A 26,534-nucleotide genomic window follows, 5' to 3' on the forward strand; every position below is an offset into this window, starting at 1 on the left:
AGGGAGTCGCGCCTTTTGGGTGCGGCAGGCAGGGAGGGGTGGATGAAGACGCTGGATGTGATCACCATTGGCCGGTCGTCGGTCGACCTTTACGGCGCACAGGTGGGTGGCCGGCTGGAGGACATGGGATCGTTCCAGAAATACATCGGTGGCAGCCCCTGCAATATGGCGGCAGGCACCGCGCGTCTGGGGCTGAAATCGGCATTGATCACGCGTGTCGGCGACGAACACATGGGGCGCTTCATCCGCGAGGAACTGGCGCGCGAGGGTGTCGATGTGCGCGGGGTGAAGACAGATCCCCAGCGGCTGACCGCGCTCGTTCTGCTGGGCATCCGCGATGACAGCCAGTTCCCCCTGATCTTCTACCGCGAGAACTGTGCCGATATGGCGCTGTGCGAAGATGATATTGACCCGTCCTTCATCGCTGAGGCGCGCGCCGTTGTGGCGACCGGCACGCATCTGAGCCATTCCCGGACCGAGGCAGCGGTCCTGAAGGCGCTGTATCTGGCGCGCGAAAGCGGCGCGCAGACCGCGCTGGATATCGACTATCGCCCGAATCTCTGGGGTCTGTCCGGGCATGGCGATGGCGAGAACCGCTTCATCGCCAGTGCGGCGGTGACGGCGAAGCTGCAATCCACGCTGCATCTGTTCGACCTGATCGTCGGAACGGAAGAGGAGTTTCACATCGCGGGTGGCAGTACCGATACGGTGGCAGCGCTCCGGGCCGTGCGGGCGGTTTCGGGCGCGGTTCTGGTCTGCAAGCGCGGGGCGGCTGGGGCGGTGGCCTTCACCGGCGCCATTCCTGATAAACTGGAGGACGGCGAAACCGGCCCCGGATTCCCCATCGAGGTATTCAATGTGCTCGGGGCGGGCGACGGCTTCATGTCGGGTCTGCTGAAGGGTTGGCTGGATGGCGAAAGCTGGCCGGTCGCGCTGAAGTACGCCAATGCCTGCGGGGCCTTTGCCGTCAGCCGCCATGGCTGCACCCCGGCCTACCCAAGCCTTGAGGAGATGAATTACTTCCTCAGCCGCGGGGTGCGGGAAAAGGCGCTGCGCAAGGATGCGGCGCTGGAGCAGGTGCACTGGGCGACCAATCGCCATGGCGACTGGTCCACCATGCGGGTCTTCGCCTTCGACCACCGGATGCAGATGGAGGCGATGGATGGCGCGACGCCCGAAAAGATAGGCGCGTTCAAGCTCTTGTGTCTGGAAGCTGCGAAAAGCGTTCAGGCCGGGAGGCCAGGCTATGGCATCCTCTGCGATGGCCGTCTGGGGCGACAGGCGCTTTACGCGGCTGCCGGTTCGGGGCTGTGGATCGGGCGTCCGGTGGAATGGCCGGGCTCGCGGCCGCTGGAACTGGAACCCGAGATCGGGCCGGATTACGGCGGGCTTTCGGAATGGCCGCTGGAGCAGGTGGTGAAGGTTCTGTGCTTCTGCCACCCTGATGACCCGCCCGAGACGCGGGCGGAACAGGAGGCGACGGTGACGCGTCTGTTCCACGCCTGCCGCCGCAACCGTCTGGAAATGTTGCTGGAAATCATTCCCTCCAAGGTGGGGCCGGTGGAAGATGACACCTCGGCCCGGCTGATCCGGCGGTTTTACGAGATCGGGATCTATCCTGACTGGTGGAAGCTGGAACCCTTCACCTCTGCCGTCGCCTGGGAAAAGGCCTGCGCAGCGATCACGGAAAATGACCCGCATGTGCGCGGCATTGTCGTCCTGGGTCTGGATGCCCCGGCAGACCAGCTTGCCGAGAGCTTTGCCCTTGCGGCGCGGCACGATCTGGTGCGCGGTTTCGCCGTGGGTCGCACCATTTTTGCCGATGCCGCCCGGCGCTGGCTCCGGGGCGAGATCGGCGATGCCGAAGCGATTGCGGCGATGGTGGCCCGGTATCAGGGTCTTTGTCAGGTCTGGGACAGCGCGCGTGCGCAGAACGGAGCGGGAGCATGACACAGACCATCCGGCTGACCGCCGCGCAGGCCATGGTGAAATGGCTGTCGGTCCAGATGACCGCCGAGGGCGAACGTTTCATCGAAGGCTGCTGGGCGATCTTCGGCCATGGCAATGTGGCAGGGCTGGGCGAGGCATTGCACCAGGGCCTGCACGGGCAGCTTTGCGGCAATACGCCGTTTCCGACCTGGCGGGGACAGAACGAACAGACCATGGCCCATGCCGCCATCGCCTTCGCCAAGGGACGGGCACGGCGTCAGGCCCATGCCGTTACCTCGTCCATCGGGCCGGGGGCGACCAACATGGTCACGGCGGCGGCCTTGGCGCATGTGAACCGCCTGCCGGTCCTGTTCATCGCGGGGGATGTATTTGCCAGTCGCCGCCCCGATCCGGTCTTGCAGCAGGTCGAGGATTTCGACGACGGCACGGTCAGCGCGAATGACTGTTTCCGCCCGGTGGTGCGCTATTTCGACCGCATCCAGCGGCCCGAACACCTGTTGACCGCCTTGCCCCGTGCCTTGCGGGTGATGACCGATCCGGCGGATTGCGGCCCGGTTTGCCTTGCGTTCTGCCAGGATGTGCAGGCCGAGGCCTTTGACTGGCCGGAGGCCTTCTTTGCGCCGAAGGTCTGGCACATCCGGCGTCCGGCCCCGGATGCCCGAGAGCTTGCAGAGGTTTCGGCGCAGATCCGGGCGGCAGAGCGTCCGGTAATCCTTTGCGGGGGCGGGGTGATCTATTCCGGCGCCGAGGCCGTGCTGGCGGCTTTCGCCAGCCGCCATGGGATTGCGGTGACCGAGACGCAGGCGGGCAAGTCGGCGCTGGCGCAGGCCCATCCGATGAACTTTGGCGCAGCGGGCGTCGATGGCTCTGCCGCCGCCAACGCGGCGTTGCGCGCGGCGGATCTGGTGATCGGCATTGGCACGCGCTTGCAGGATTTCACCACCGGCTCACGCACGCTGTTCGCGCCGGATGCGCGGCTGGTTTCGATCAACGTCCATGGTTATGACGCGGCCAAGCATGGTGCCCTGAGCCTTGTGGCCGATGCCAGGATCGCACTGGAGGCGCTGTCGCCGTTGCTGGAAGGCTATTGCGCCGGCGTCGACGCCGCGGCGCGGGCCGATTGGCTGCGGGCAGTCGATGCCCATTGCAGCGCCCCGGTGGCGGAGGATGCGCTGCCCAGTGACGCCCAGGTGATCGGCGCCGTGCAGGCGGTCAGTACGGAGGCGACCATCGCCCTTTGCGCCGCCGGAACCATGCCGGGCGCGCTGAAGCTGCTGTGGCAGGCGGCGCCGGGCGGCTATCACATGGAATACGGATACTCCTGCATGGGGTATGAACTGGCCGGGGCCATGGGGCTCAAACTGGCGCAGCCTGCGCGCGAGGTGATCTGTTTCGTGGGCGATGGCAGCTACATGATGGCCAATGCCGAACTGGCCACGGCGGTGATGCGGCGCATCCCCTTTACCGTGGTCCTGACCGACAACCGGGGATATGGCTGTATCAACCGGCTGCAAACACTGGGCTGTGGCGGGGCGGCCTTCAACAATCTTTACGAGGACTGCCTGATCGAGGATCAGCCCCGGATCGACTATGCGGCCCATGCGGCCTCGATGGGGGCGCATGCGGTGAAGGTGGCGGGTCTGGCAGGCTTGCAGCGCGCCATCCGCGAAGCACGGGGCCGGCAGAAACCCACCGTCATCGTGATCGAGACCACCGCCCGTGATTTTCCGGGCACCGGCATCGAGACAGTCGCGGGCCCGCACGGTCATTTCTGGGAAGTGGCGGTTCCCGCAGTGGGCGACCGTGACACGATGCGGGAGGCCTATGAGCGCTACATCGCCAACACCGCCCGCGCGCGGCTGACGAACTGAGGACGCAGCCATGATCCGCTTTGGCACCAATCCGATCGCCTGGGCCAATGACTACGATCCCAGCATCGGCGCGCATATTCCAACTGCCCTGATCCTTGACGAGGCCGGACGCCAGATCGGCTTTGACGGGATCGAGAACGGACATCGCTGGCCCGACGACCCGGAGGCGCTGCGCGCGTTGCTGGCGGGGTACGGGCTGCGCTTCGTCTCGGGCTGGTACTCCTCGGAGCTGCTGACCCGCACGGTGGCCGATGAAATCGCGGCGGTGCAGGGCCATCTGGCAAAACTCAAGCACAATGGCTGCAAGGTCTGCATCGTCTGCGAAACCTCGAACGCGATCCATTGCGAGGCGGAACGGCCAATGCGCGAGAGGCCCATGCTGTCCGCGGCCGGGATGCACGCCTTCGGGGCGCGGCTGGAGGCTTTCGCGGCCTATCTGGCGGGCGAAGGGGTAACGCTGGTCTATCATCACCACATGGGCACGATCATTGAAACGCCGGAGGACATCGACGCGCTTATGGCGGCGACGGGGCCGCATGTGCAGCTTTTGTTCGATGCCGGGCATTGCGCTTTTGGCGGTGGCGACCCCGAAGCGGTGTTGCGCCGCCATATCGGCCGGGTCCGGCATTTCCATGCCAAGAACATCCGCCCCGATGTGGTGCACCGGGCCCGGACGGAGGAGATGAGCTTTCTGCAGGCGGTGCGGGCGGGCGCCTTCACGGTGCCGGGGGATCAGGAAGGCGGGGTGGATTTCGCGCCGCTGATGCGGATACTCAAGGCCGCCGGATATGACGGCTGGATCGTGATCGAGGCGGAGCAGGACCCGAGGCGCTGCAATCCGCTGATGTATCAGACGCTGGGCCTCGCTACGCTGAAACGGCTGGCGCGGGCCAGCGGGCTGATGTGAGGGGTGACGAAGACGGGGGGCTGTCTGCCCCCCCGTACCCCCGAGGATATTTTGGAACAGATGAAGGGGCGAAGGATGGGCGATCTTCTGGCGCGGCCGCAGGGTACACGCGGCAAGGTGCATGACGTGACCCCCGACAGCGCGGGCTGGGGCTATGTGGGCTTCGGTCTCTATCGCCTTGAGCCGGGGGACCGCGTGGCCGAGACGACGGGCACGCGTGAAGTCATCCTTGTGCTGGTCGAGGGCAGGGCCCGGCTGACGGCCGCCGGTATTGCCTTCGGTGAAATGGGCGAGAGGATGGATGTTTTCGAGAAGACGCCGCCGCATTGCCTTTATGTGCCGAACGGCAGCAACTGGTCGGCGGAGGCCACCACCTCCTGCACGCTGGCAGTCTGTTCCGCGCCGGGCAAGGGTGGTCATCCGGTGCGGCGGCTGGGGCCTGACGGCATCACGCTGACCCCGCGCGGCAAGGGTGCCAACACGCGTTTCGTCAACAACATCGCGATGGAGATGCAGGAGGTCGCTGACAGCCTGCTGGTGACCGAGGTTTTCACCCCCGCCGGTAACTGGTCAAGCTATCCCAGTCATCGCCATGACGAGGATGATTTCCCCCGAATGACCTATCTGGAGGAGACCTATTACATGCGGCTGAACCCGGCGCAGGGCTTCGGCGTGCAGCGGGTCTATACCGAGGATGGCAGCCTGGACGAGACCATGGCGGTGCGGAACCATGATGTCACGCTGGTCCCGAAGGGGCATCATCCCTGCGGCGTGCCCTATGGCTATGAGATGTATTACCTCAACGTCATGGCCGGGCCGCTGCGCAAATGGCGGTTCCGGAACGACCCGGATCATGACTGGATCTATCAGCGCGACCTGTAACCGGGGTATTGCCCCGGCGTGATCACATGAACCGGAAGGCCGTCGGCCAGCGCGGTCAGTTCTGCCGCGACAAGGGCCGCATCGGGCAGGTCCGGCGCGATGGCGCAGATCCGGCCGGTGTAGCCGAAGGTCCGCAGGCGCTCGATCACCTGCACCGCGTCAAAGCCGCTGCCCAGCAGCGGCAGGGCGACGCAATCCGGGGCAACAACCTCCAGCAGCGTGCGGCTGAGCTGCCGGAAGGCGATGGAAATGACCATCGGCGGCGGCTCCAGGTTTTCGGCGATCCGCATGGCCTCGGGGCAGTCGATGACCAGCACATTCTGCGGGGGATCGGGCGGGTGTTCGGTCATCGGGCAGGGCTTCCTGTTGCGGCAAGGGCAGGAGGGCGGTAAGCCTGCCTCAACCCGGGAGGCCCGAGCGGATGCAGGACATGGATGGTGAAACGGCGCGGATCGTGGCGGAACGCGAGGCTTTCATGCAGGCGGTGCCCCTGCCGATGCTGCATGTCGGCCCCGACATGCGGATCGGTGTGGCCAATGCGCGGGCGGTGGTCCTTCTGGGGCCACAGGCCGTCGGGCGGCATTTCGGGCTGAGCCTGCGCCAGCCGGCGCTGGTGGCCGCGATCGAAGAAGTCATGCACGGCGGCGAGAAACAGCATCTGCGCTGCAATCTCAGCCCCAGCGCGCATGAGGTGGTCTATGACATCACCGTCGGCCCGACGCCGGGAGGCGGGGCGCTGTGCAGTTTCTTCGACGTGACGGAACAGGAGCTGATCGGCCAGTTGCGGCGGGATTTCGTGGCCAATGTCAGCCACGAGCTGCGCACGCCACTGACCGCGCTGCTGGGGTTCATCGAAACCCTTCAAGGTCCGGCGAAGAACGACGCCAATGCCCGCGAGCGGTTTCTGGGCATCATGTCGCGCGAGGCCGAACGGATGACCCGGCTGGTGCGCGATCTTCTGTCGCTCAGCCGGGTGGAATCGCAGGAGCGTATGCGGCCCGAGGGCGTGGTCGATCTGTCGGGTCTTTTGGCCAGCGTGCTGACGACGCTGCGCCCGATGGCCGAACAGGCGGGGGTGACGCTGGAACTGACCGGCGGCTCGGCGCCGGTGAAGCTGAGGGCCGATGCGGACCAGTTGACCCAGGTGTTTCACAATCTCGTCGAGAATGCGGTGAAATACGGCACGCCCGGCAAGCTGGTCACCGTCAGCATCGGCCGCGAGGCGGCTTTGCCCGGATCGCCGGGCGGTGCGGTCTCGGTGGCGGTGCGCGACAGGGGCGAAGGGATCGAGGCGCAGCACCTGCCGCGCCTGACCGAACGGTTCTACCGGGTCGATACCCACCGCTCGCGCGAGAAAGGGGGCACCGGGCTGGGGCTGGCCATCGTCAAGCATATCGTCAACCGTCATCGCGGACGGCTGCGCATCGAAAGTGAAAAAGGGCAGGGCAGCACCTTCACCGTGGTTCTGCCGCTGGGTTAAAGCCGGGCGATGCGCTCGGTCAGCAGCGCATAGAAACCGTCGGCATCCAGATCCCCGATGAACAGTGCATTGGGCTTGCGGTCGGTCACGCCCCACCAGTCGGCGACGGTCATGCCCAGTGTCAGCTCGGACTGCGTTTCGATCTCGACATTGATGTGCCGCCCGGTGAACAACTCGGGCCGGATCAGCCAGGCGATGACGCAGGGGTCATGCAGCGGGGCGCCTTCGCTGCCATACTTCTGCACGTCGAAACGTTCGAAAAAGTCGGTCCATTCCGCCACCATGCGACCCGGTTCGGTGCCCATGGCGCGGAAGGCCTCGATCCGGGGGCGGGTGGTCAGCGCCTTATGGGTCACATCGAGCGGCATCACCACCAGCGGCACGCCGGAGCGGAACACGATATCCGCCGCCTGCGGGTCGACATAGATGTTGAACTCCGCCGCCGGGGTAACATTGCCCACCTCGAAATAGGCGCCGCCCATCAGCACGATTTCCTGAATGCGCGAGGCGATGTCTGGCGCGCGTTGCAGGGCGGTGGCGATATTGGTCAGCGGCCCCAGCGGGCAAAGCGTGACGGTTCCCGCGGGTTCGGCCCGCAGCGTCTCGATGATGAAATCGACGGCATGCCGGTCCTGCAATGGCATCACGGGATCGGGCAGTTGCGGCCCGTCCAGCCCGGTCGCGCCATGCACATATTCGGCCGTCACCAGCTTGCGGCTGAGCGGCCGGTCGCAACCCGCAAAGACCTTCACGCCGGGCTGGCCCGCAAGTTCACAGACGATGCGCGCATTGCGGGCGGTCAGCGCCAGCGGCACATTGCCCGCCACGGCGCAGATGCCCAGAACCTCCACCTCTTCGGGGCTGGCAAGCGCCAGCAGGATCGCCACGGCATCGTCCTGCCCCGGATCGGTGTCGATGATGATCTTGCGCGGGCCTTGAGGCATCGGTCTCTCCTGTGCGACTCTGTCGGACACGCTGGCATAGCAGGGCCGGAGTTGCACGTTCAACCCGGAGTTTATCGGCGATCCTGCCTGGCATGTCAGCGGCCTGCAAGGTTTATTCTGGCAGCGGACATTTGACCATATAGTAAAAACGGGCGCCAGAGGCGCCCGTCTGCCGTGCCGGAGCAGGATCCGGGATCAGCCGTCGAAATCGACCTGTTCCATGATCTTCAGCGCCTCGGCGCGGTGCCCGGCGATATCGGCCAGCGACAGGCCATCGGGGGTGAAGGTGCCCCAGCTTGCCACCAGTTCCGACGCAGGCACACCCGGCTTCACCGGGAATTCGTTGTTGGTTTCTGCATAGATGCGCTGCGCCTCGTCCGACGACAGCCATTCCATCAGCTTCAGAGCCGCATCATGGTTCGGGGCGGCCTTGGTCATGGCAACGCCCGAGATGTTCATATGCGTGGCGCCGCCTTCAAACACCGGAAAGACGATGCGAACGGAATTGGCCCATTCCTGCTGCTCCGGGTCAGCCAGCATCTGCCCCATGTAATAGGTATTGCCGATCGAGATGTCGCATTCGCCGGCCCAGATGCCCTTGACCTGATCGCGGTCATTGCCCGTGGGCTTGCGCGCCAGATTGGCCTTCAGACCTTCGGCCCATTGCGTCGCGGCTTCGCTGCCGTGGTGGGCGATATAGGCCGACAGCAGCGCAATGTTGTAATCATTCGTCCCCGAGCGCGAGCAGATGCGGCCCTTCCACTTCGGATCGGCCAGATCCTCGTAAGCGGTGACCTCGCCGTCCTTCACGCGCTCTTTCGAGGCATAGACGATGCGGGCGCGGCTGGTCAGGCCGAACCAGTGATTATCCTTGTCGCGGAACTCGGCCGGGATATTGGCATTCAGAACGTCGGACTGGACGGCCTGGGTCACACCGGCCTCGACCACCTGGCTCAGCCGGGCGATGTCAACGGTCAGCACCAGATCGGCGGGCGAGCGGTCGCCCTCGGCCACCAGACGTTCCACCATGCCCTTGTCCACGAAGGCCACGTTGGTTTCGATGCCGGTCTCGGCGGTGAAGGCGTCCAGCAGCGGCTGGATCAGTTCGGGCTGACGGTGCGAATAGATGTTCACTTCGTCCGCGAAGACGGGAAGGGCCGTCGAGCAGAGGGCGAGTGCCAGCAGGGCGCGCTTCATTGTTGACCTCTTTTGTCAAAAATTCTGGCGCCGTGATAACCCGAGTCTTTCACTTGGGTCAATGCCTGACTGAACGAGTCGGAATTGAGCGGGCAAATTTCTTCGGGAAGAAATTTGCATATTCGTTCACGCCGAATTTGGCGTCTGCCTCTCGCCTCTTGCCTTTTCCTCCGCCTTGGCCCGGTTCCACAGCGCGTCCATTTCCGCGAGGTCGCTGTCGGCGGGGCTGCGGCCTGACTCGGCCAGCCAATCCTCGATCCGGCCAAAGCGGCGGGTGAATTTGGCATTGGCGGCTCGCAGCGCGGCCTCAGGGTCGATCTTCAGGTGCCGCGCCAGATTGGCTACGACGAACATCAGATCGCCGAATTCCTCGAAGACCTCGGCCTCGGTCAGCCGGTCGCGGGCCTCGCTCAGTTCCTGCGCCTCCTCGACGATCTTGTCGACGACCTCGGCGGTCGAGGGCCAGTCAAACCCTACCCGCGCCGCGCGCTTTTGCAGCTTCACCGCCCGCGTCAGCGCCGGAAGTGCCATGGCCACACCGTCCAGCGTGCGGGCCGGGCCGCGTTCGGCGGCCTTGACCCGTTCCCAATCCGCCGTCTGCTGTTCGGCGCTTTTCGCGTTGCTTTCGTCGCCAAAGACATGGGGATGCCGGGCAACCATCTTGTCGGAAATCGCCAAAACCACATCCTCGAAGGCGAAAAGCCCCGCGTCTTCCGCCAGTTGCGCGTGATAGACCGACTGGAACAGCAGGTCGCCCAGTTCAAGCCGCAGCTCGTCCCATGCCTCGCGCGCGATGGCATCGGCGACCTCATGCGCCTCTTCCAGCGTATAGGGGGCGATGGTGGTAAAGTCTTGTTCGCGGTCCCAGGGGCAGCCGTCAGGTGCACGCAAGCGGGCCATGATCTCCAGCAGGCGGGGCATGCCTGCCGTGGCGTCATGCACGAGGGCGTCGCTTTCGGATCGGGGCAGGGGACGCTTGGGCATTGCGGAGGCTCCGGTTTTCGGCTTCCCTCCGGGCTTAGACCTGAAACGTGCCGGGAGTCCACCTTATGCCAGTCCTGAACCGCATCGCCGATTTCGCCGAAGAGATGAAGGGATGGCGGAGGCATCTGCACCAGTATCCCGAACTGGAATTCCAGTGCCACCAGACGGCGGCCTTCATCGTGGAGCGCCTGCGCGAGATGGGGGTGGATGAAATCCACGAAGGGATCGCGACCTCGGGCGTCGTGGCCATCATCAACGGGCAGGATGGCGGGCGGACCATCGGGCTGCGCGCCGATATGGATGCGCTGCCTATCGACGAGGCGACAGGGGCGGAACATGCCTCGAAAGTGTCGGGCAAGATGCATGCCTGCGGTCATGACGGCCATGTGACCATGCTGCTGGGCGCGGCAAAATACCTGTGCGAGACGCGGCGGTTTTCGGGCCGGGTGGCGCTGTTGTTCCAACCGGCCGAAGAGGACGGCGGCGGCGGCAATGTCATGGTGCAGGAAGGGGTGATGGACAGGTTCGACATCGCCGAGGTCTATGGCATCCACAATGCGCCGGGTCTGCCCTTCGGCCAGTTCCAGACCACACGCGGGGCGCTGATGGCCTCGGTCGATACTGCCGTTGTCCATGTCACCGGGCGCGGCGGCCATGCGGCGACCCCGCATGAATGCATCGACCCGATTCCGGCCGTGGTTTCCATGGTACAGGGGTTGCAGACCATCCTGTCGCGTAACATCTTTGCGATGGATGAGGCGGTGCTGTCTGTCACCATGATCCATGCCGGGACGGCCAGCAATATCGTGCCGGAAGAGGCGATGTTCGCCGCCACCATCCGCTGCTTCAAACCCGAGGTGCGGGCGCTGCTGAAAAAACGGATCTACGAGATCATCGAAGGGCATGCCGCAGCATTCAATGTCACCGCGCGGATTGATTATGACTGGGGCTATCCGCCCACGATCAACCATGCCGATCAGGCCGATTTCGCGGCCTCGGTCGCGCGCGAGGTCGTCGGCCCTGCTTTGGTGAATGCCGAGGCCGGGCGCGAGATGGGGTCCGAGGATTTCAGCTATATGCTGGAGGCGCGGCCAGGCGCCTATCTGTTCCTCGGAACCGGGCCGGGCGCGGGGCTGCATCACCCGGCCTTTGATTTCAACGACGAGGCGGCGCCGGTCGGGGCCAGCTTCTTTGCCCGGCTGGTGGAAACCGCGCTGCCTGCGAAATAGGTGTTTCCAATTTGTTCCGGTTGGCCCAGACTTCCTGAAAAGGGAGATGTCACATGGACCAGCCGGCAAAGTTTGAACGGTTCCGGGCGCTGCATCAGGCGCCCGGCGCTTTTGTGGTGGCAAATGCCTGGGATGCAGGCTCGGCCCGTCTGCTGACGGCGGCGGGGTTTGCGGCCCTTGCGACCACCAGCGCGGGCCATGCCTATGCCCAAGGCCTGCGCGATTCCGCCGGGGCGCTTGGCCGCCGGGGCGTTTTGCAGAATGCAGCCGAAATTGCGGCGGCGACCGACCTGCCGGTCAGCGCCGATCTGGAGGATGGCTTTGGTCCGGCGCCGGAGGATTGCGCCGAAACCCTGCGTCTGGCGCTTGCTGCGGGTCTGGCGGGCGGTTCCATCGAAGATACGACCGGCGACGCCACCGACCCGATCTTTCCCTTTGAACATGCGGTGGAACGGGTGCGCGCCGCTGCCGAGGCGGTGCAGGGGCAGCCTTTTCTGCTGACCGCGCGGGCCGAGAACTTTCTGTGGGGGCGCCCTGATCTGGATGACACCATCGCGCGTCTGCAAGCCTTTGCCGATGCGGGCGCCGATGTGCTGTTCGCGCCGGGCCTGCGTGATCTGGCGGCAATCCGCAGTGTCTGTGCGTCGGTCGACCGTCCGGTCAATGTGGTGATGGGCCTGACCGGGGCACGTTTTACCGTAGCGGAACTGGCCGGGGCCGGGGTGAAGCGCATCAGCCTGGGCGGGTCACTGTTCCGCACGGGCTTTGGCGCGGTGCAGGCTGCTGCCAGACAGATCCTGAGCGAGGGCTGCTTTGACTATGCTGCTGCCGCGATGCCGGATGCGGAGGTTTCGGCGCTGATGTCGGATCGCCGCCTGCCGGATCGGCTGGCCTAGCCGAATCGCTTTAAAGCGGGCGGCTTCGGCATATCGTGGTGGATCAACCTTTAGGCCACCATATCTATGCAACCGCAGCCTTTGGTAGGTGGCTCCGGCTGGCCGAATTTTGATCAAAATGCTACAGTCGCTCCTGACGCCAACCGCAACGGAGCAAGTGATGACCGCCGATTTTCCCCGCAATAGCCCCAGCCCACAGGATGTGCAGGCGATGGACAAGGCCCATCACCTGCACCCCTGGACCAACTTTGGCCCCTTCGAGGAGAAGGGGGCGCTGGTGATGTCGCGGGGCGAGGGCTGTTGGCTGTGGGATGCCGGGGGGCGGCGCTATTTCGACGCGATCGGCGGCATGTGGTGCACCAATATCGGCCTTGGCCGACGCGAGATGGCCGAGGCGATAGCCGATCAGGTGACGCGGCTCGCCTTTTCCAACACCTTCGTTGACACGACCAACGAACCGGCGGCGCTGCTGGCGGCGAAGCTTGCCAGCCTTGCGCCGGGCGATCTGAACCGGGTGCATTTCACCACCTCGGGTTCCACTGCTGTCGATACGGCCTATCGCATGGTGCATTACTATCAGACCGCGATGGGGCGACCTGAAAAGACGCAGATGATCGCGCGGGATTACAGCTATCACGGCTCCACCTATATCTCGCAATCGGTGGGCAAGCGCCCCGGCGACCGCGTGCCATTCTTCCGCTATCAGGAAACCGGCATCCATCACCTGACCGCGCCGAACCCCTATCGCGCGCCGGAAGGCATGGACGAGGCCGCCTTCTGCGACTGGCTGGTGGCGGAGTTCGGGGCGAAACTGGCCCAGATCGGCCCCGAGAAGGTCGGCGGATTCTTCGCCGAGCCGATTCAGGCCTCGGGCGGGGTGATCGTGCCACCCGAAGGCTATCTGCAACGCATGGCCGCGATCTGCCGACAGCATGACATCCTGTTCGTGGCCGACGAGGTGGTCACCGCTTTCGGACGTCTGGGCCACTGGTTCGCCAGCGAGGCAGAATTCGGCATCCAGCCTGACATGATCACCTGCGCCAAGGGGCTGACCTCGGGTTATCTACCGCTGGGCGCGCTGATCTTTTCCGACCGGATCTGGCAGGCCATGGCGGCGGATGGCGCGCGCTGGTTCACCAGCGGCTTCACCTATTCCGGCCATCCCGTCGCCTGCGCCGCCGCGCTGAAGAACATCGAGATCATCGAGCGGGAAGACCTGCTGGGCAATGCCACCCGCGTGGGTGCGCTGTTCGAAGCGCGGATGAAGGCGCTGGAGGCGCTGCCCATGGTCGGGCAGGTGCGCGGCCGCAAGCTGATGATCTGCGTCGAGAATGTTGCCGACAAGGCCACCAGGGCGCTTCTGCCCGAGGATCTGGACGTGGGCACCCGGATTGCCGACACCTGCGAGGCGATGGGCCTGATGGTGCGCCCGCTGGGCCATCTGAACGTGATGTCGCCGCCGCTGACCCTGACGGCCGAGGATGTCGGGATGGTGGGCGATACGCTGGAGCGTGCCATCCGGCAGGTGGCCGACGATCTGGTGCGCGAAGGCGTGAAACTGGGTTGAGCGGAACCCGCAGGCGGCAATGCACGTTGCCTGACTGACCGCCGGGGCATCCCGCCCCGGCCATCAGGAAAGGAGACTGCCATGACCGATGTTCTGGACACCGTCCCGCAGGCCGACCGGATCGACACCGGGGTTGTGAATGTGCTGGCCATTTCCGAGGGCCTGTCGCAGGCCGTGGCCGATACCTACCGGCTGCTGTTCAAATCCCATGCCTATCACTGGAATGTGGAAGGGCCGCTGTTCCATCCGATCCACCTGCTGACCGAGGAACAGTATAACGACCTGTTCCGGGCCGCCGATGATCTGGCCGAACGGATGCGCGCGCTGGGTCGTCTGGCGCCGTTCCAGCTGGATGCCATGGCCAAAGGCTCGATCATCAGCGACCCGGCCAAGCTGCCCTCGGCGCATGAGATGATCGAGGATCTGGCCTCGGATCATGAGGCGGTGGCCAAGCGGATGCGCAAAGTGATTGCGGCGTCCGAAAAGGGCAATGATCCGGTCACGGCCGATCTGCTGACCGGGCGTTGTGCTGCGCATGAAAAGGCAGCCTGGATGCTGCGCGCTACTGCAAAATGATCAAATTCTGCCGCAAGGCTTGACTTTGGCGACCGGGGCGGCAATCTCGCCGCACCCGGATCCGGCGCGTCTCCGATGACCAGAATGACGACCTTCAGACCCGAGGAGCGTTCCATGGCCCTTGAAGATGCCAAGAACGAAGTCGATACCGCCTTCACCCGTAAAAGCCCGCGCGGCTATGCCTTTGAAAACGCCTTTGCCGGTGCCACCAGTTTTCTGCGCCGGACATATACCAAGGAACTGACGGGGGTGGATGTCGCCGTGACCGGCGTGCCCTTCGATCAGGCGGTGACGCACCGCACCGGCACACGCTTCGGTCCCCGCGCCATCCGCGAGGCATCGAGCCTGCAACCTTATGATCCGCCGCAGGGCTGGGGCACCGATCCGCTGGAGGATCTGGCGGTGATCGACTACGGCGATCTCGCCTTTGACTACGCCAAGGTCGCGGATTTCCCCGACCGGCTGACCGATCACATCCGCACGATCCTCGACGCGGGCGCCGCCAGCATCACGCTGGGCGGCGATCACTTCATCACCTGGCCAATCCTCAAGGCCTATGCCGAGAAATTCGGCCCGATGAGTGTGATCCATTTCGACGCCCATTCCGACCTCTGGGCCGATGACGACCTGACCCGGATCGACCACGGCACCATGATGTACAAGGCCGTGAAGACCGGCATCGTGGACCCGAAACGATCCGTCCAGATCGGCATTCGCACCTTCTGCGACGATTATCTGGGGATGAATGTCATCGACGCCCGCGAATGCCATGAAATCGGTGTGGCGCGGATCGTCGAGAAGGTGAAAGCCATCGTCGGCGACCATCCGGTCTATCTGACCTTCGACATCGACGCGCTGGACCCGGCCTTCGCGCCCGGCACCGGCACGCCGGTCTGGGGTGGGCTGGCAAGCTGGCAGGCCGCCGCGATCCTGCGCGATCTGGCGGGGGTTAACCTCGTCGGGGGCGATGTGGTCGAGGTTTCGCCGCCCTATGACACCACCGGGGCCACGGCCATTGCAGGCGCCCATGTCGCCTATGAAATCCTCTGCCTGCACCATTGGGCCAAGACCCGGCGATGAAACTGATCCTCGCCGTCACTTTTGGTCTGCCGCTGCTGGCTGTGCTGTGCCTCGCGCTGGCGGTGCGGTTCGCGCCGCTTGATCCGGCGGACTGGCATGTGAGCCTTGCCGAGCCTCTGCGCACCGGCAAGCCGAATGACGTGCGGGTGCGACCCGAGGGCGGCGAGATCGCCGCCCCGGTGTTCCCTGGCCTGACAGACTGGGAACTGGCCGAACGTCTGCAAGCCGTGGCGCTGGCCGAGCCGCGCACGACCCTGATCGCGGGCAGCCCGGCGGAAGGGCGCATGACCTTTGTGCAGCGGTCTGCCCTTTGGGGTTTTCCCGATGTCATCACGGTCGAAACCTTCGCCACACCGCAAGGCGCCAGCCTCAGGCTCTGGTCCCGCGCGCGGTTTGGCTATTCCGATATGGGGGTGAACCGGGCGCGCGCCGAACGCTGGCTGGCCGCGCTGTCCCCATCCGCCTCTTGACCGCGCGCGGCCTTCGCGCCACATCGGTCGCATGGTTCCCTTCGATAAACTCGACCAGATCACCCGCCGCTTCGAATATCTGGAAGCGAAGCTCGGACAGGGCGCCGCCCCGGCCGAGATTGCCGCGCTCAGCCGCGAATATGCCGATCTGAAACCCGTGGTGGCGGAAATCGTGGCCTATCGCAGTGCCCTGGCCGATCTGGCCGAGGCCGAGGCCATACTGACCGATCCCGAAATGCGCGCCTTGGCCGAGGAAGAGCTTCCCCGCCTGAAAGACCGCATCCCCGAGATGGAGCAGGCCCTGCGTCTGGCGCTTCTGCCGAAAGATGCCGCCGATGCGCGCCCGGCGATCCTTGAGATCCGTCCCGGCACCGGCGGCGAGGAGGCGAGCCTTTTCGCCGGTGATCTGGCCCGGATGTACCAACGCTATGCCGAACGCATGGGCTGGCGCTTCGAGGTGCTGGAACAGCAGCTTTCCGATCTTGGCGGGCTGAAGGAATTCACCGCGCATGTGCAGGGCGAGGGCGTCTTTGCCCGGCTGAAATATGAGGCGGGCACCCATCGCGTGCAGCGCGTGCCGGAAACCGAGGCGGGGGGCCGCATCCATACCTCTGCCGCTACCGTCGCCGTGTTGCCCGAGGCCGAGGAGGTCGACATCGACATCCCCGCCACCGACATCCGCATCGACACGATGCGCGCCAGCGGGGCAGGTGGCCAGCACGTCAACACCACCGACTCGGCTGTGCGCATCACCCATATCCCCAGTGGCATCGTCGTCACCTCGTCGGAGAAGTCGCAGCACCAGAACCGCGCCATCGCGATGCAGGTGCTGCGTGCCCGTCTGTTCGAGATGGAGCGTGACAAGGCCGCTTCGGCCCGCGCCGCCGACCGCAAGGCGCAGGTGGGGTCCGGCGACCGTTCCGAGCGCATCCGTACCTACAACTTCCCGCAGGGGCGGATGACCGACCATCGCATCAACCTGACGCTCTACGCCCTGCCGCAGATTATGCAGGGCGATCTGGGCGAGGTGATCGAGGCGCTGGTTTCGCATGATCAGGCCGCCAAACTGGCGGAGATGGAGGCGTGACCGCTGCCCTGGCCTATCGCGAGGCTGTCGCCCGCCTGACGGCCGCCGGTCTGCCCGATGCCGCACGGGATGCCCGGCTTCTCATGGCGCATGCGCTTGAGATCTCAGCCGACCGGGTGATGCTGGCGCTGCATGATCCGCTGCCCGAAGCGGCGGCGATGCGGCTGGAAGAGGCCGTGACCGCGCGTCTGGCGCGTCAGCCGGTCAGTCAGATCACCGGGCAGCGACAGTTCTGGGGGCGCAGTTTCCGCGTCACCCGTGATGTGCTGGACCCGCGCCCCGAAACCGAAACGCTGGTCGCCGAAGCCCTGGCCGCGCCGTTCTCCCGTATTCTGGATCTTGGTACCGGTTCGGGCGCGATCCTGCTGACGCTGCTCGCAGAACGGTCCGGGGCGACGGGAATTGCGACCGACCTGTCGGACGCCGCGCTGGAGGTGGCGCGCGGCAATGCTGTGGCCCTCGGCCTCACGGACCGCGCGTCCTTCCTGCAAGGCGACTGGTTCGCCCCGATCAGCGGTCGCTTCGATCTGATCGTCTCCAACCCGCCCTATATCGCCGCCGATGAAATGGCCGGGCTTTCCCCCGAGGTCCGCGAATGGGAGCCGCATCTGGCCCTGACCCCCGGTGGCGACGGGCTGGATGCCTACCGCGCCATCGCAGCCGGTGCGCGCGACCATCTGCTGCCGCAGGGCAGGCTTCTGGTGGAAATCGGCCCGACACAGGGGGCCGCCGTTGCCGCGCTGTTCACCGCCGCCGGTCTGGCACAGGCACGAATCCTCACCGATCTGGACAATCGCCACCGCGTCGTTTCCGCCATTGCACCGCAATGACCGGCGACTTCCGGCCATTTTGGCACAAAATCGAGGTTTTCCCCAATTTTCTGCGCAGAATCTGCTTGTCACGCAGCACGTCGCATGGTTACTCCGGTTTCAGCGGCGGGGCGATTGGCTCGCTCCCCGTTTTCAAGCTGAAAGCATGACAGCATACCTCCGGAGGGAATTTCCCTCGCGCGGCAGACGATGCAGGTCGGCCAGTCACCCCGGACTACCGGATCATAGGACAAGATGAGATCCTCTAAATCCCGCTCGCGTTCGAAGTCGAACCGCCCGCGCACGATGGGCAACATCATCAACCGTGTCTTCGACAGCTCCGGCCCCGAAGGCAAGGTGCGCGGCACGCCGCAGCAGATCATCGAGAAGTACCTCATTCTCGCGCGTGACGCGCAGCTCTCGAATGACCGCGTCGCCGCCGAGAATTTTCTTCAGCACGCGGAGCATTACACCCGTATGCTCAGCGAGGCGCAACGCGAACTGGCGGCCGAGCAAGAGGCGCGTCAGCAGCAATATCAGAACCACAACAACCAGCAGGGCGGCGGCCAGAACAACGGCCAGTCCGGCGGCAATCCCCGCCATCAGGACCGCAGCGACCGGAACGATGCCCGCGACCCGGGGGCAGGCGACCAGCCCGAGGTTCCGGCAGAGGCCATGACGCTGACCGCTGACGAGGAAAGCACGCTGGTCGAAACGCCGGAAATGAAGCGCGAGGGGCAGCCGCAGGCAGGGCAGAACCAGCGCCGCGAGGGCGACCGTAGCCGCCGCGATTTCCGTGGCCCGCGTCCGCAATACGACCGTCGTGCCCCGCGTGGCGAAGGCACTGAAGGCGCCGCCGAACCCGCGGCCACGCCCGAAGCACCTGCCGAACCTTCGGCGCCGGTGACGGCCGCCCCGGAAGCCCCGGCCACCGAGGCCCCCGCTGCCGAGGCGCCGAAGCCGCGCAAGCCGGCTGCCCCGCGCAAGCCGCGCACGCCGAAACCCAAGACCGAGGCGGAAAAGCCGGAAGCCGCAGAATAAGAAACGGGGCCACGCGGCCCCGTTTTCATTTTGCCATCTCGCGCGCCAGGGCGCAGAACCCTTCCAGCGGGATTTCCTCCGCCCGCGCCGTCGGTGCAATCCCCGCCGCCTCCAGCCGCGCTTCGATGTCCGGCCCCAGCCCCTTCAGTGAGGACCGCAGCATCTTGCGTCGCTGGTTGAAGGCCATGGCGGTGATCCGGCTCAGGATCTTCTCATCCGCCGGAAAGCGCGGCCCCGGCAGCCGGGTCAGATGCACCACCGCCGAATGCACCTTGGGCGCAGGGGTGAATGCCTCGGGCGGCAGATGCAGGACGATCTTCGCCTCGCAGCGCCATTGCGCCAGAAGCGCGAGCCGCCCGTAGTGGTCGCCCCTCGGCTTCGCCACGATCCGCTCGGCCACTTCCTTCTGGAACATCAGCGTCAGGCTTTCCCAGAACGGTGGCCAGTTCGCGGGCGTCAGCCAGCGGATCAGCAGTTCGGTCCCCACATTATAGGGCAGGTTCGCCACCACGCGGATCGGCGGTGTCAGATGCGCCAGCACATCGACCTCCAGCGCATCGCCGTTGATGACATCCAGCTTGCCCGGATACGCCGCCTGAACCTCGGCCAGCGCGGGCAGACAGCGAGCGTCTTTCTCCACCGCCAGCACCCGCCGCGCACCTTCCGCCAACAGCCCGCGCGTCAAGCCGCCGGGGCCGGGCCCGACCTCCAGTACATCGCAGCCCGAAAGGTCGCCCGCCTGCCGCGCGATCTTGGCGGTCAGGTTCAGATCCAGCAGAAAGTTCTGCCCAAGCTGCTTCTTCGCCACCAGGTCATGCGCCCGGATAACCTCGCGCAGCGGCGGCAAACCGTCGATCGTCGCCATGAAACCGGCTCCTGCTTTTATTCTGGTCCAAATATCCCGGGTCCGGGGCAACCCCCCGGGGCTTACCGGCCCCGCGCCGCCGCCATGTCATGCGCCATGCGCAGCGCCGCCACAAGGCTTGACGGCTCGGCAATGCCCCGCCCGGCAATGTCGAGCGCCGTGCCATGGTCGGGCGAGGTGCGCACGAAGGGCAGGCCCAGCGTCACATTCACGCCGCCGTCGAAATTCACCGTCTTGATCGGGATCAGCGCCTGATCGTGATACATGCAGATCGCCACGTCATAGGCGGCGCGGGCGCGTGGATGGAACATCGTATCGGCGGGCAGCGGGCCAAAGATCGCCATGCCTTCGGCCGCCAGCCGGGCGACCACCGGCGCGATCACGGTGGCATCCTCATGCCCCATGGCCCCGCCTTCACCCGCATGGGGGTTCAGCCCGGCCACCGCAAGACGCGGTGCGGAAATTCCGAAATCGCGGACCAGCCCGGCATGGGTGATGCGAATGGCCCGCTCCAGCAGATTAGCGGTCAGCGTAGCAGGAACCTCGGCCAGCGGGATGTGGATGGTGACCGGCACCACACGCAATTCCGGCGCAGCCAGCATCATCACCACATCGGCGCCGCCTGCGAGATCAGCCAGAAATTCGGTATGACCCGGAAAGGCAAATCCCGCGCCGTCCTTCAGCGCCTTCTTGTGCAGGGGGGCGGTGCAGATCGCGGAAGCCTCGCCCGTCTGCACCAGTTCTACCCCCCGCCGTATCGCGGCGATGACGCCCGCCGCATTGGCAGGTTCCAGCACGCCGGGGGTGGCAGGGGCGGCGAAGGGCAGTGGCAGAACCGGAAGCCGGTCGGGCGGCACAGCGACCGCCTCTGCCGGGCGGGCGATTTCCGTAAAATCGGTGCCCTGAGGCAGATGCCGGGGATCGCCGATCCAGAAGAAAGGCAAGGCGCGCCCCAGAACGGCACGCGCCTTCACTGCGATTTCCGGGCCGATGCCCGCAGGCTCGCCACAGCTCAGCGCCACCGGCGCCAGATCGGCCATGGCTCAGGGCTCGCGGATCAGGGCATTGGCGCGCAGTTCAGCCAGATAAAGGTCGCTCTGCGCCTCGACCTTGCGGTTGAGGATCTGGTTGCGGATCGCGCTGCGGTCGACCGGCGTTTCGCTGACCGGCTGGCGCGAACACAGCATCAGCATTTCGGTGGCCCCCCCCAGATCACGCAGCACGCTTTCGCCCGGGTCCAGCCGCGCCAGTTCCAGCCCCAGATCGGCGGGAACCGCCGACATCGGCTTGGTCTCGATCTGAAGCTGGTTTTCCGGCAGGCCGCGCGCCGGGGTATAGAGATCTTTGCAGGTATCGGCATTGGCCCGGATCCGCGCGAAATCGGTGGCGGTGGTCTCGGCCTTCGGCAGGCGCAGCCGGGCATATTCCACCTGCACCATCGCCGGGCTCGCCTCTTTCGAGGCGGTCACGTCGCGCAGCTGGAACAGGGCAACCCCACCCGGAATGGTGATCGGAGCTGAAACCTGACCGGGACCAAGCGCGAGGATGACGCTGGCGATCTGCGGCGGCAGGTTGCTCAGCGGCATCGGCGCCAGCCGCCCCCCCCGATCCCGCGATGCTGCGGCGGAATAGCGCGCCACGGCCGAGGCAAAGCCACCTTCGGTATTGATCTGCCCCTGAATGCTGCGCGCCTGCGCCATCGCCGCATCCTCCTGACCCGGAGGGGCGGGGATGATCAGTTCCGACAGCGCAACGGTCAGCGCGGTCTTGCGGGTTTCGGCTTCCAGCGCGCGGTCGATCTCGGCCTCAGTCACTTTGGTGGTGGCGCCGTATTTCGCCCGCACCACCTCGCGCCATACCATCCCGGCGGTTACGAAATCGCGGAAGGTCTCGGGCGCGATTCCGGCCTGACCGATGACCTTCAGAAATTCATCGGCGGAAAGGTTAGCGCGGCTGGCAAATTCTTCCATGCCCTTGCGCACCTCGGCCTCGGTCGGCTTGACGCCGATCCGCTTGGCCTCCTGAAGGCGCAGCCGGTCTTCGATCAGCCCCTTCATCGCCTCTTTTTCCAGATCGCCCGGCGCGCGCAGGATCTGCATGAACAGCAGGCGCTGCTGGTATTCGTATTCGGTGACCGCCCGGTCATTGATGATGATCCGCGGTGCGAACAGGTTCTGTTGGGCGGCTCCGGGGCCGGAAACAGCGGCCAGCGCGAGGAAGCTTGCGGTCAGGAGGGGCAGAACTCGGGTCATTCGGGCAGTCTCTTGGCTATGGCCTTCGCGGCGATCTGGCGGTTCATGGCAGTTCAGCCCCGGCACTTGCGGGCCGGACCGGGCTTGGCGCTGCCGCCGAAACCGAGCAGATCGACCGAAAGGCCGAAATCCGTAGTTGGCTTCACACTAGTCGAGGAGGTGAAGCGGCGCGAGAGGGAAAGATCGACAAGAAGGCATTCGTTGCGGAACTCGAGCCCCAGGCCCGCGCGGGTGGCTCGGTCGGCCTCGAAATCGTAACGGCCGCTCAGCTTGCCGGTCCATGTATCAGTCAGCGCATATCGGCCGTTCAGGTAAAGCTCCTGCGTGTCGGCGATGCGGTTTTCCGCGGCATCAGCCTGCAACCAGATGTAGGAGGTGCTGAGCGCGTATTTCTCGCGGTCGAGGTCCAGCCGGAATTCGGCCTTGGTAATGCCGAACGCACCGTCGAACAGCGCGCGGTTGGTCAGTGACAGCCCGCCCGGCACGGTGACCTGCGCGGTGGCGAGCCAGTCCGAGGTGACGCCATCAAGGCCCGAGGCGGTGCTGAACTGGCCGAAATCCTCGCGCCGGAACACCCGGCCCCCGGCGAGCGCGAGGCTCCAGCCCGAAGGGGCATAGCGGGTCCAGCTGAGACCCACATTCAGCCGCGCGCCGTCTTCATGGGCGTCTGACCCTGCGAAACGGTCCAGCGCGAACAGATTGCCCTCGTCAAACTCGACCAGCGCGCTGTCCTCGTTGGGGATATCGCTGCCATCACGGCTGGCCAGAACCAGCTGCATCACCGGCTCGATCACATGCGTGGCGCCGTCCGCGGTGCCGCCCACCCAGGGCCAGCGCAGTTCAAGCCCGGTTGCCCCATGCAGACGGCTGTGCGTGCCGCCATAGGTGGCATCCTGCCGGATGTTGTAAAGATCGGCAGAAACCTCCGCCATGGTCGAGACGACAATTCCCGGCCCGGTCACCCAGTTGCGGCGCCAGTCCAGCCGCAACGAGGCGCGCGACATGTCACGGCCATCGGCGATGTCATCGGAATCCACGTCGGTGTCATAATCCAGCGTGGAGGTGCGGTAATGCGAATGGGTCTGGAACATCAGCCCCGCCTCGCCGCCCAGCGGCCCGCCGGAAAAGCGGCGGTGCAGGGTGAAATCCCCGATCAGCGTCGGCAGCGTCGCATTGCTTTCCGGCACGCCGTCGATGTCACGGATCGACCGGAAGTTGATGAACCGGCCCGATATATATTCGTTGCGCCGGGTGCGGCTGACCTCGATCCGGCTGTCCAGCCGGTCCTTGTCGGAAATGCCGTAATCCAGCAGATAGGCCGGGTCGCTGACCGCTTCGGCCTGGAAGGTCAGGCGAAAGTCACGGGGCAGCGCGAAATCGCCGCTGGCATGCAGATAGCCGCGCGCCTCGCCCGGCAGGATGTCATCGCGCGAGGTGGCGCCGGTGACCTCGATCTGGCCGGTGCGGAAGGCCTCGCGATAGCGCAGTTCCAGCGTGCGACCGTTCTTCGTGCTCAGATAGGGGGTCACTGTCAGGTCGCGTGACGACCCGAGCGTGATGAAATACGGCAGCTTGATCCCGGTGCCGAGACCCGAGGTGGTGCGGATGTCGGGCATCATCACCCCGGTCGCCCGGTCCAGCGTCGGATCGGGCATGCGCAGGCGCGGCAGATAGAACACCGGCACCCCGGCAAAGCGCAGTTGCGCCCGGTCGAAGTAAAGCTGCTGCTCCAGCTGGTCGTGGACCACGCGCCTCGCCCGGATCTCCCACAGCGGGACCGGGTCAATGGTGCAGACCTGACAGGAGGAGGCGACGGTGTCCGTGAGCTGTGTATATCGCCCGCCCGCGCGGAACATCTGCCGTGCGGCAATCTGCATCTGCCGGTTGAGCACCATACGGGCGGAATTCATCACCCCTTCGGTCAGATCGGCGCTCAGATCCGCGGTTTCGGCGCGGACGAAATTGCCGTTGTCATCGGTCAGGTAGATCGGTCCCTCGAACCGCAGCCGGTCGGCGGCGCGATCATAGGTGATGCGCTGCGCCCTGAGCCGCTGGCCGCGATACTGCACCTCGACATCGCCTTGCGCCACCAGCAGGCTGTCGCCGCTGACCGACACCTGATTGGCGGTCAGGGTCGCACGGTCGACCGTCTGGCCATTGCCGCCGAGGGGCAGCAGCGCCAGAGCCAGCGCGAAAAGGGAAGCGCGCCAGCCCATCAGCCGTCCTCCAGATGCAGCAAAAGCCCGATGGCGCAAAGCGTCGCGGTCACCGGCGGGGTCCAGGCGGCCATGGCCACGGGGATCTGGCCGTTCTCACCCAGCACCTGCGCGAAGTTGCGCAAGAAGAAAATGGCGAAACCGCCAAGAATGGCGAACATCACCAGCATGCCGGTGCGCCCGAAGCGCGCGTGGCGCATGGTGAAGCCCGCCGCGATCAGCACCATGGCGGTCATCAGGAGCGGCAGCGCCAGTTGCATCTGGAACCAGACCTGATGGTTGCGCGCTGTGAAGCCCGCGCGTTCCAGCCCGCGGATATAGGAAGGCAGTTCCCAGACCGGAATGGCCGAGGGGCTGCCGAAACTGTCGCGGATGGCCGCCGCCGTCAGATCCGAGGCGAACGTGCCACTGGCCATGGTTTCAACCGCCGACTGGGGGTTGGCCGCATCCAGCGACCAGCGCCGGGCCTCGGTCAGCGCCCAGGCACCGGGTTCCAGCCGGGCCTCTGCGGCCTCGACCCGCTCACGCGGGACGCCGGTCGCGTCGAAAGACAGGAAGGTCGCGTCGAACAGCCGGGTTCCATCGGCGCTGGCACGGGCGGCATGGATCACCGTCTGCGACCCGCCGCCGCCCTGACGCAGCCAGAGCCCTTCGTCCGATACCGACAGCACCCGTTCCGCTCCCCGTGCATAGCGTGCGTAAAGCACGTCATATTCCTTGGTCGTCGCCGCCACCAGCGGATTGAGCACCGCAACCGCAAAGGCGCCGATCAGCAGGGATACGATGACCGGCGCCATCAGGAACCGCAAGCCCGACCGGCCCGCCGCGCGCACCACCACCAGTTCCGACGACCGCGAAAGGCCCAGAAACAGCGCGATGGCGGACAGGATCATGATGAGCGGCAGGATGCGGTAAAGGCTGTCCGGCACATTCATCAGCGCCAGTTGCGCCGCCTGCGCCAGACCGGCGCCCTTGTCGGAAAACCGGCGCAGCTGCTCCAGCATGTCGATCAGCATGAGGATGCCGAAGAAGATCAGGAATACCCGGACGAACATCCACAGGAAGCGCCGCGCGACATAAAGGCTCAGCGTCATGTGGTGGCCTCCGCCGGTTTGGGTCGCCTGCGCGGGCGTTGCGACCACCACAGAAGGAAAAGCGAGATCGCAAGCCCGGTCAGCGGCGCGGCATAGACCAGCGGCCAGGCCATCGGGTCGCGCAGGCTTTGCGACATGGCGGTGGTGTGGATCAGCTGCACGAAGATCAGAAGCCCCACGGCGATGCCGATCTGCCGCCACAGGCCAAAGCGTGAAAATCCCCCCAGAAGCAGTGCCGAAAAGCCCAGCAGGGCCGCCGCCGTGCCCAGGAAGGGCATGGCAAACCGCGCATGCGCCTCGCTGAGGAAAGCCGCGCGGCTTTCGCCGGTTTCGGCCAGCAGCGCGGGATCGGCGCGCAGCAGGTCAAGCGTCGAGAGATCCTCGACATCGCGATGCGGCAGGGCGCCGGTTTCGATCAGCCGGCCAAGGTCATAGGTGAAATCCTGAAACCGGGTCACTGACAGACGCTCGGTGCCGGACAGGTTCTGCACCATACCGTCGAACATGATCAGCTTGGGGCCGGTATCGCTGCGCGCCAGCAGGGCGCGGCTGGCGGTATAGACGGCACGCGCCGCCGGGTCGCGATCATCGGCGATGAACAGGTCACGCAATTCGCCGGTCTCGGTGATCTCGCGGATGAACAGCGTCACATTCTTTGACGGATGCATGAACTCGCCATCTGACAGATAGCGCGAGGTCACGTTTTCCGCGATCTCCGCCGACCGGCTGGCCAGCATGGTGCGGCTGGCGGGCACCAGAACGTGCATCAGAACCAGCATCATCAGTGCGACGATCAGCCCGAACCAAAGAACGGGCCGGGCAAGCCGGAACGAGGAAAAGCCGGTGGCCTGCATCACGATCAGCTCACTGTCGGCCATCAGGCGATTCACGCCGTAAACAGTTGCCGCAAATGCGGAAATCGGCAGTACCAGACGGATGACATTGGGCAGGGTCAGCAGAGAAAACTCAAGGAAGACCAGCGCCGACTGGCCGTCGCCGATCAGCTCGTCGAACAGCCCCACCGCCCGGTTGACCCAGTAGATCGCAACCAGCACCAGCGAGAAGAACCCGAACAACGCCAGCAAATGCGACAGCAGATATCTGTCGAATCTCGACACGCGGACCCTCGCTTCAACC

24 protein-coding genes are annotated in these 26,534 nt (G+C 65.5%); 14 read left to right on the plus strand and 10 right to left on the minus strand.

Annotated elements, in window-relative coordinates; genetic code table 11:
- Positions 1-42: 42 nt before the first annotated feature.
- From IE126_RS07015 to iolB, 4 genes are all read left to right on the plus strand, one after another.
- Entirely contained in the window at positions 43-1,950 is a 1,908-nt protein-coding gene (locus tag IE126_RS07015; RefSeq protein WP_189380554.1) for a bifunctional 5-dehydro-2-deoxygluconokinase/5-dehydro-2-deoxyphosphogluconate aldolase, read from the plus strand.
- Positions 1,947-3,821, plus strand: a complete 1,875-nt coding sequence (gene iolD, locus IE126_RS07020; protein ID WP_189380555.1) for a 3D-(3,5/4)-trihydroxycyclohexane-1,2-dione acylhydrolase (decyclizing) — start codon at positions 1,947-1,949, stop codon at positions 3,819-3,821. Before IE126_RS07015 ends, iolD begins: the two co-directional genes overlap by 4 nt.
- A 10-nt stretch (positions 3,822-3,831) precedes the next feature.
- The gene (gene iolE / locus IE126_RS07025; protein ID WP_189380556.1) at positions 3,832-4,728 is read left to right on the plus strand and encodes a myo-inosose-2 dehydratase; all 897 of its coding nucleotides are present in this window, start codon (positions 3,832-3,834) and stop codon (positions 4,726-4,728) included.
- Between the two features lie 75 nt (positions 4,729-4,803).
- Positions 4,804-5,610: a 5-deoxy-glucuronate isomerase gene (gene iolB, locus IE126_RS07030; protein ID WP_189380557.1), complete on the plus strand. Its 807-nt coding sequence runs from the start codon at positions 4,804-4,806 to the stop codon at positions 5,608-5,610.
- Here iolB and IE126_RS07035 read toward each other — a convergent pair.
- On the minus strand, positions 5,595-5,960 hold the full coding sequence (locus IE126_RS07035; RefSeq protein ID WP_054303475.1) for a hypothetical protein: 366 nt from the start codon (positions 5,958-5,960) through the stop codon (positions 5,595-5,597). The two genes, iolB and IE126_RS07035, sit on opposite strands and share 16 nt — an antisense overlap.
- Positions 5,961-6,040: 80 nt before the next feature.
- Here IE126_RS07035 and IE126_RS07040 point away from each other — a divergent pair, with 80 nt between their 5' ends.
- The gene (locus IE126_RS07040; RefSeq protein ID WP_189380558.1) at positions 6,041-7,090 is read left to right on the plus strand and encodes a sensor histidine kinase; all 1,050 of its coding nucleotides are present in this window, start codon (positions 6,041-6,043) and stop codon (positions 7,088-7,090) included.
- Here IE126_RS07040 and IE126_RS07045 read toward each other — a convergent pair.
- From IE126_RS07045 to mazG, 3 genes are all read right to left on the minus strand, one after another.
- Entirely contained in the window at positions 7,087-8,034 is a 948-nt protein-coding gene (locus tag IE126_RS07045) for a nucleoside hydrolase (protein WP_189380559.1), read from the minus strand. The two genes, IE126_RS07040 and IE126_RS07045, sit on opposite strands and share 4 nt — an antisense overlap.
- A gap of 195 nt (positions 8,035-8,229) precedes the next feature.
- Positions 8,230-9,231 carry a Fe(3+) ABC transporter substrate-binding protein gene (locus tag IE126_RS07050; protein WP_189380560.1) on the minus strand — a complete coding sequence of 334 codons (1,002 nt, stop codon included), beginning with the start codon at positions 9,229-9,231 and terminating at the stop codon, positions 8,230-8,232.
- Between the two features lie 126 nt (positions 9,232-9,357).
- Positions 9,358-10,152 carry a nucleoside triphosphate pyrophosphohydrolase gene (mazG, locus tag IE126_RS07055; RefSeq protein ID WP_229825317.1) on the minus strand — a complete coding sequence of 265 codons (795 nt, stop codon included), beginning with the start codon at positions 10,150-10,152 and terminating at the stop codon, positions 9,358-9,360.
- 128 nt (positions 10,153-10,280) lie between these two features.
- Here mazG and IE126_RS07060 point away from each other — a divergent pair, with 128 nt between their 5' ends.
- The 9 genes from IE126_RS07060 (at position 10,281) to IE126_RS07100 (ending at position 18,970) form a co-directional block, all read left to right on the plus strand.
- Positions 10,281-11,444 (plus strand): M20 aminoacylase family protein, encoded by a 1,164-nt coding sequence (locus tag IE126_RS07060; protein WP_054303480.1) that lies wholly within the window; start codon positions 10,281-10,283, stop codon positions 11,442-11,444.
- A 53-nt stretch (positions 11,445-11,497) separates the two neighbouring features.
- Complete coding sequence (locus IE126_RS07065; RefSeq protein ID WP_189380562.1) at positions 11,498-12,340, plus strand: isocitrate lyase/PEP mutase family protein; 843 nt, start codon at positions 11,498-11,500, stop codon at positions 12,338-12,340.
- Positions 12,341-12,500: 160 nt separating this feature from the next.
- Entirely contained in the window at positions 12,501-13,907 is a 1,407-nt protein-coding gene (locus IE126_RS07070; RefSeq protein ID WP_189380563.1) for an aminotransferase, read from the plus strand.
- 81 nt (positions 13,908-13,988) lie between these two features.
- Positions 13,989-14,483 (plus strand): Dps family protein, encoded by a 495-nt coding sequence (locus IE126_RS07075; protein ID WP_189380564.1) that lies wholly within the window; start codon positions 13,989-13,991, stop codon positions 14,481-14,483.
- Between the two features lie 114 nt (positions 14,484-14,597).
- Complete coding sequence (gene speB / locus IE126_RS07080) at positions 14,598-15,563, plus strand: agmatinase (protein ID WP_189380565.1); 966 nt, start codon at positions 14,598-14,600, stop codon at positions 15,561-15,563.
- Positions 15,560-16,033, plus strand: a complete 474-nt coding sequence (locus IE126_RS07085; protein ID WP_229825292.1) for a DUF1499 domain-containing protein — start codon at positions 15,560-15,562, stop codon at positions 16,031-16,033. The genes speB and IE126_RS07085 overlap by 4 nt, the downstream gene beginning before the upstream one ends.
- Positions 16,034-16,064: 31 nt before the next feature.
- Entirely contained in the window at positions 16,065-17,120 is a 1,056-nt protein-coding gene (gene prfA, locus IE126_RS07090; RefSeq protein ID WP_189380566.1) for a peptide chain release factor 1, read from the plus strand.
- Positions 17,117-17,950, plus strand: a complete 834-nt coding sequence (prmC, locus tag IE126_RS07095) for a peptide chain release factor N(5)-glutamine methyltransferase (protein ID WP_189380567.1) — start codon at positions 17,117-17,119, stop codon at positions 17,948-17,950. The genes prfA and prmC overlap by 4 nt, the downstream gene beginning before the upstream one ends.
- Before the next feature lie 234 nt (positions 17,951-18,184).
- Entirely contained in the window at positions 18,185-18,970 is a 786-nt protein-coding gene (locus IE126_RS07100) for a DUF4167 domain-containing protein (RefSeq protein WP_108126864.1), read from the plus strand.
- A gap of 25 nt (positions 18,971-18,995) precedes the next feature.
- Here the strand turns inward: IE126_RS07100 and rsmA are convergent, their stop codons facing one another.
- From rsmA to lptF, 6 genes are all read right to left on the minus strand, one after another.
- The gene (rsmA, locus tag IE126_RS07105) at positions 18,996-19,835 is read right to left on the minus strand and encodes a 16S rRNA (adenine(1518)-N(6)/adenine(1519)-N(6))-dimethyltransferase RsmA (RefSeq protein WP_108126862.1); all 840 of its coding nucleotides are present in this window, start codon (positions 19,833-19,835) and stop codon (positions 18,996-18,998) included.
- A gap of 62 nt (positions 19,836-19,897) precedes the next feature.
- Positions 19,898-20,875, minus strand: coding sequence for a 4-hydroxythreonine-4-phosphate dehydrogenase PdxA (pdxA, locus tag IE126_RS07110; RefSeq protein WP_054303490.1), 978 nt, complete (start codon positions 20,873-20,875; stop codon positions 19,898-19,900).
- A gap of 3 nt (positions 20,876-20,878) precedes the next feature.
- Positions 20,879-22,087 (minus strand): peptidylprolyl isomerase, encoded by a 1,209-nt coding sequence (locus tag IE126_RS07115; RefSeq protein WP_189380568.1) that lies wholly within the window; start codon positions 22,085-22,087, stop codon positions 20,879-20,881.
- A gap of 53 nt (positions 22,088-22,140) precedes the next feature.
- Positions 22,141-24,303, minus strand: coding sequence for an LPS-assembly protein LptD (locus tag IE126_RS07120; protein ID WP_189380569.1), 2,163 nt, complete (start codon positions 24,301-24,303; stop codon positions 22,141-22,143).
- Positions 24,303-25,397, minus strand: a complete 1,095-nt coding sequence (gene lptG, locus IE126_RS07125) for an LPS export ABC transporter permease LptG (protein ID WP_108126856.1) — start codon at positions 25,395-25,397, stop codon at positions 24,303-24,305. Before lptG ends, IE126_RS07120 begins: the two co-directional genes overlap by 1 nt.
- On the minus strand, positions 25,394-26,515 hold the full coding sequence (lptF, locus tag IE126_RS07130) for an LPS export ABC transporter permease LptF (protein WP_054303495.1): 1,122 nt from the start codon (positions 26,513-26,515) through the stop codon (positions 25,394-25,396). The genes lptG and lptF overlap by 4 nt, the downstream gene beginning before the upstream one ends.
- Positions 26,516-26,534: the final 19 nt, after the last annotated feature.

It is taken from the genome of Gemmobacter nanjingensis (genome assembly GCF_014652195.1).
Classification (GTDB): domain Bacteria; phylum Pseudomonadota; class Alphaproteobacteria; order Rhodobacterales; family Rhodobacteraceae; genus Gemmobacter; species Gemmobacter caeni.

Coding starts and splice junctions, on each gene's coding strand:
- pdxA (WP_054303490.1), bottom strand. CDS start 20,875: ATGGCCGATCTGGCGCCGGTGGCGCTGAGCTGTGGCGAGCCTGCGGGC.
- rsmA (WP_108126862.1), bottom strand. CDS start 19,835: ATGGCGACGATCGACGGTTTGCCGCCGCTGCGCGAGGTTATCCGGGCG.
- IE126_RS07085 (WP_229825292.1), top strand. CDS start 15,560: ATGAAACTGATCCTCGCCGTCACTTTTGGTCTGCCGCTGCTGGCTGTG.
- IE126_RS07065 (WP_189380562.1), top strand. CDS start 11,498: ATGGACCAGCCGGCAAAGTTTGAACGGTTCCGGGCGCTGCATCAGGCG.
- IE126_RS07045 (WP_189380559.1), bottom strand. CDS start 8,034: ATGCCTCAAGGCCCGCGCAAGATCATCATCGACACCGATCCGGGGCAG.
- IE126_RS07115 (WP_189380568.1), bottom strand. CDS start 22,087: ATGACCCGAGTTCTGCCCCTCCTGACCGCAAGCTTCCTCGCGCTGGCC.
- lptG (WP_108126856.1), bottom strand. CDS start 25,397: ATGACGCTGAGCCTTTATGTCGCGCGGCGCTTCCTGTGGATGTTCGTC.
- iolB (WP_189380557.1), top strand. CDS start 4,804: ATGGGCGATCTTCTGGCGCGGCCGCAGGGTACACGCGGCAAGGTGCAT.
- prfA (WP_189380566.1), top strand. CDS start 16,065: ATGGTTCCCTTCGATAAACTCGACCAGATCACCCGCCGCTTCGAATAT.
- IE126_RS07070 (WP_189380563.1), top strand. CDS start 12,501: ATGACCGCCGATTTTCCCCGCAATAGCCCCAGCCCACAGGATGTGCAG.
- IE126_RS07100 (WP_108126864.1), top strand. CDS start 18,185: ATGAGATCCTCTAAATCCCGCTCGCGTTCGAAGTCGAACCGCCCGCGC.
- iolD (WP_189380555.1), top strand. CDS start 1,947: ATGACACAGACCATCCGGCTGACCGCCGCGCAGGCCATGGTGAAATGG.
- IE126_RS07050 (WP_189380560.1), bottom strand. CDS start 9,231: ATGAAGCGCGCCCTGCTGGCACTCGCCCTCTGCTCGACGGCCCTTCCC.
- IE126_RS07060 (WP_054303480.1), top strand. CDS start 10,281: ATGCCAGTCCTGAACCGCATCGCCGATTTCGCCGAAGAGATGAAGGGA.
- IE126_RS07075 (WP_189380564.1), top strand. CDS start 13,989: ATGACCGATGTTCTGGACACCGTCCCGCAGGCCGACCGGATCGACACC.
- IE126_RS07120 (WP_189380569.1), bottom strand. CDS start 24,303: ATGGGCTGGCGCGCTTCCCTTTTCGCGCTGGCTCTGGCGCTGCTGCCC.
- iolE (WP_189380556.1), top strand. CDS start 3,832: ATGATCCGCTTTGGCACCAATCCGATCGCCTGGGCCAATGACTACGAT.
- IE126_RS07040 (WP_189380558.1), top strand. CDS start 6,041: ATGGATGGTGAAACGGCGCGGATCGTGGCGGAACGCGAGGCTTTCATG.
- mazG (WP_229825317.1), bottom strand. CDS start 10,152: ATGCCCCGCCTGCTGGAGATCATGGCCCGCTTGCGTGCACCTGACGGC.
- IE126_RS07015 (WP_189380554.1), top strand. CDS start 43: ATGAAGACGCTGGATGTGATCACCATTGGCCGGTCGTCGGTCGACCTT.
- speB (WP_189380565.1), top strand. CDS start 14,598: ATGGCCCTTGAAGATGCCAAGAACGAAGTCGATACCGCCTTCACCCGT.
- IE126_RS07035 (WP_054303475.1), bottom strand. CDS start 5,960: ATGACCGAACACCCGCCCGATCCCCCGCAGAATGTGCTGGTCATCGAC.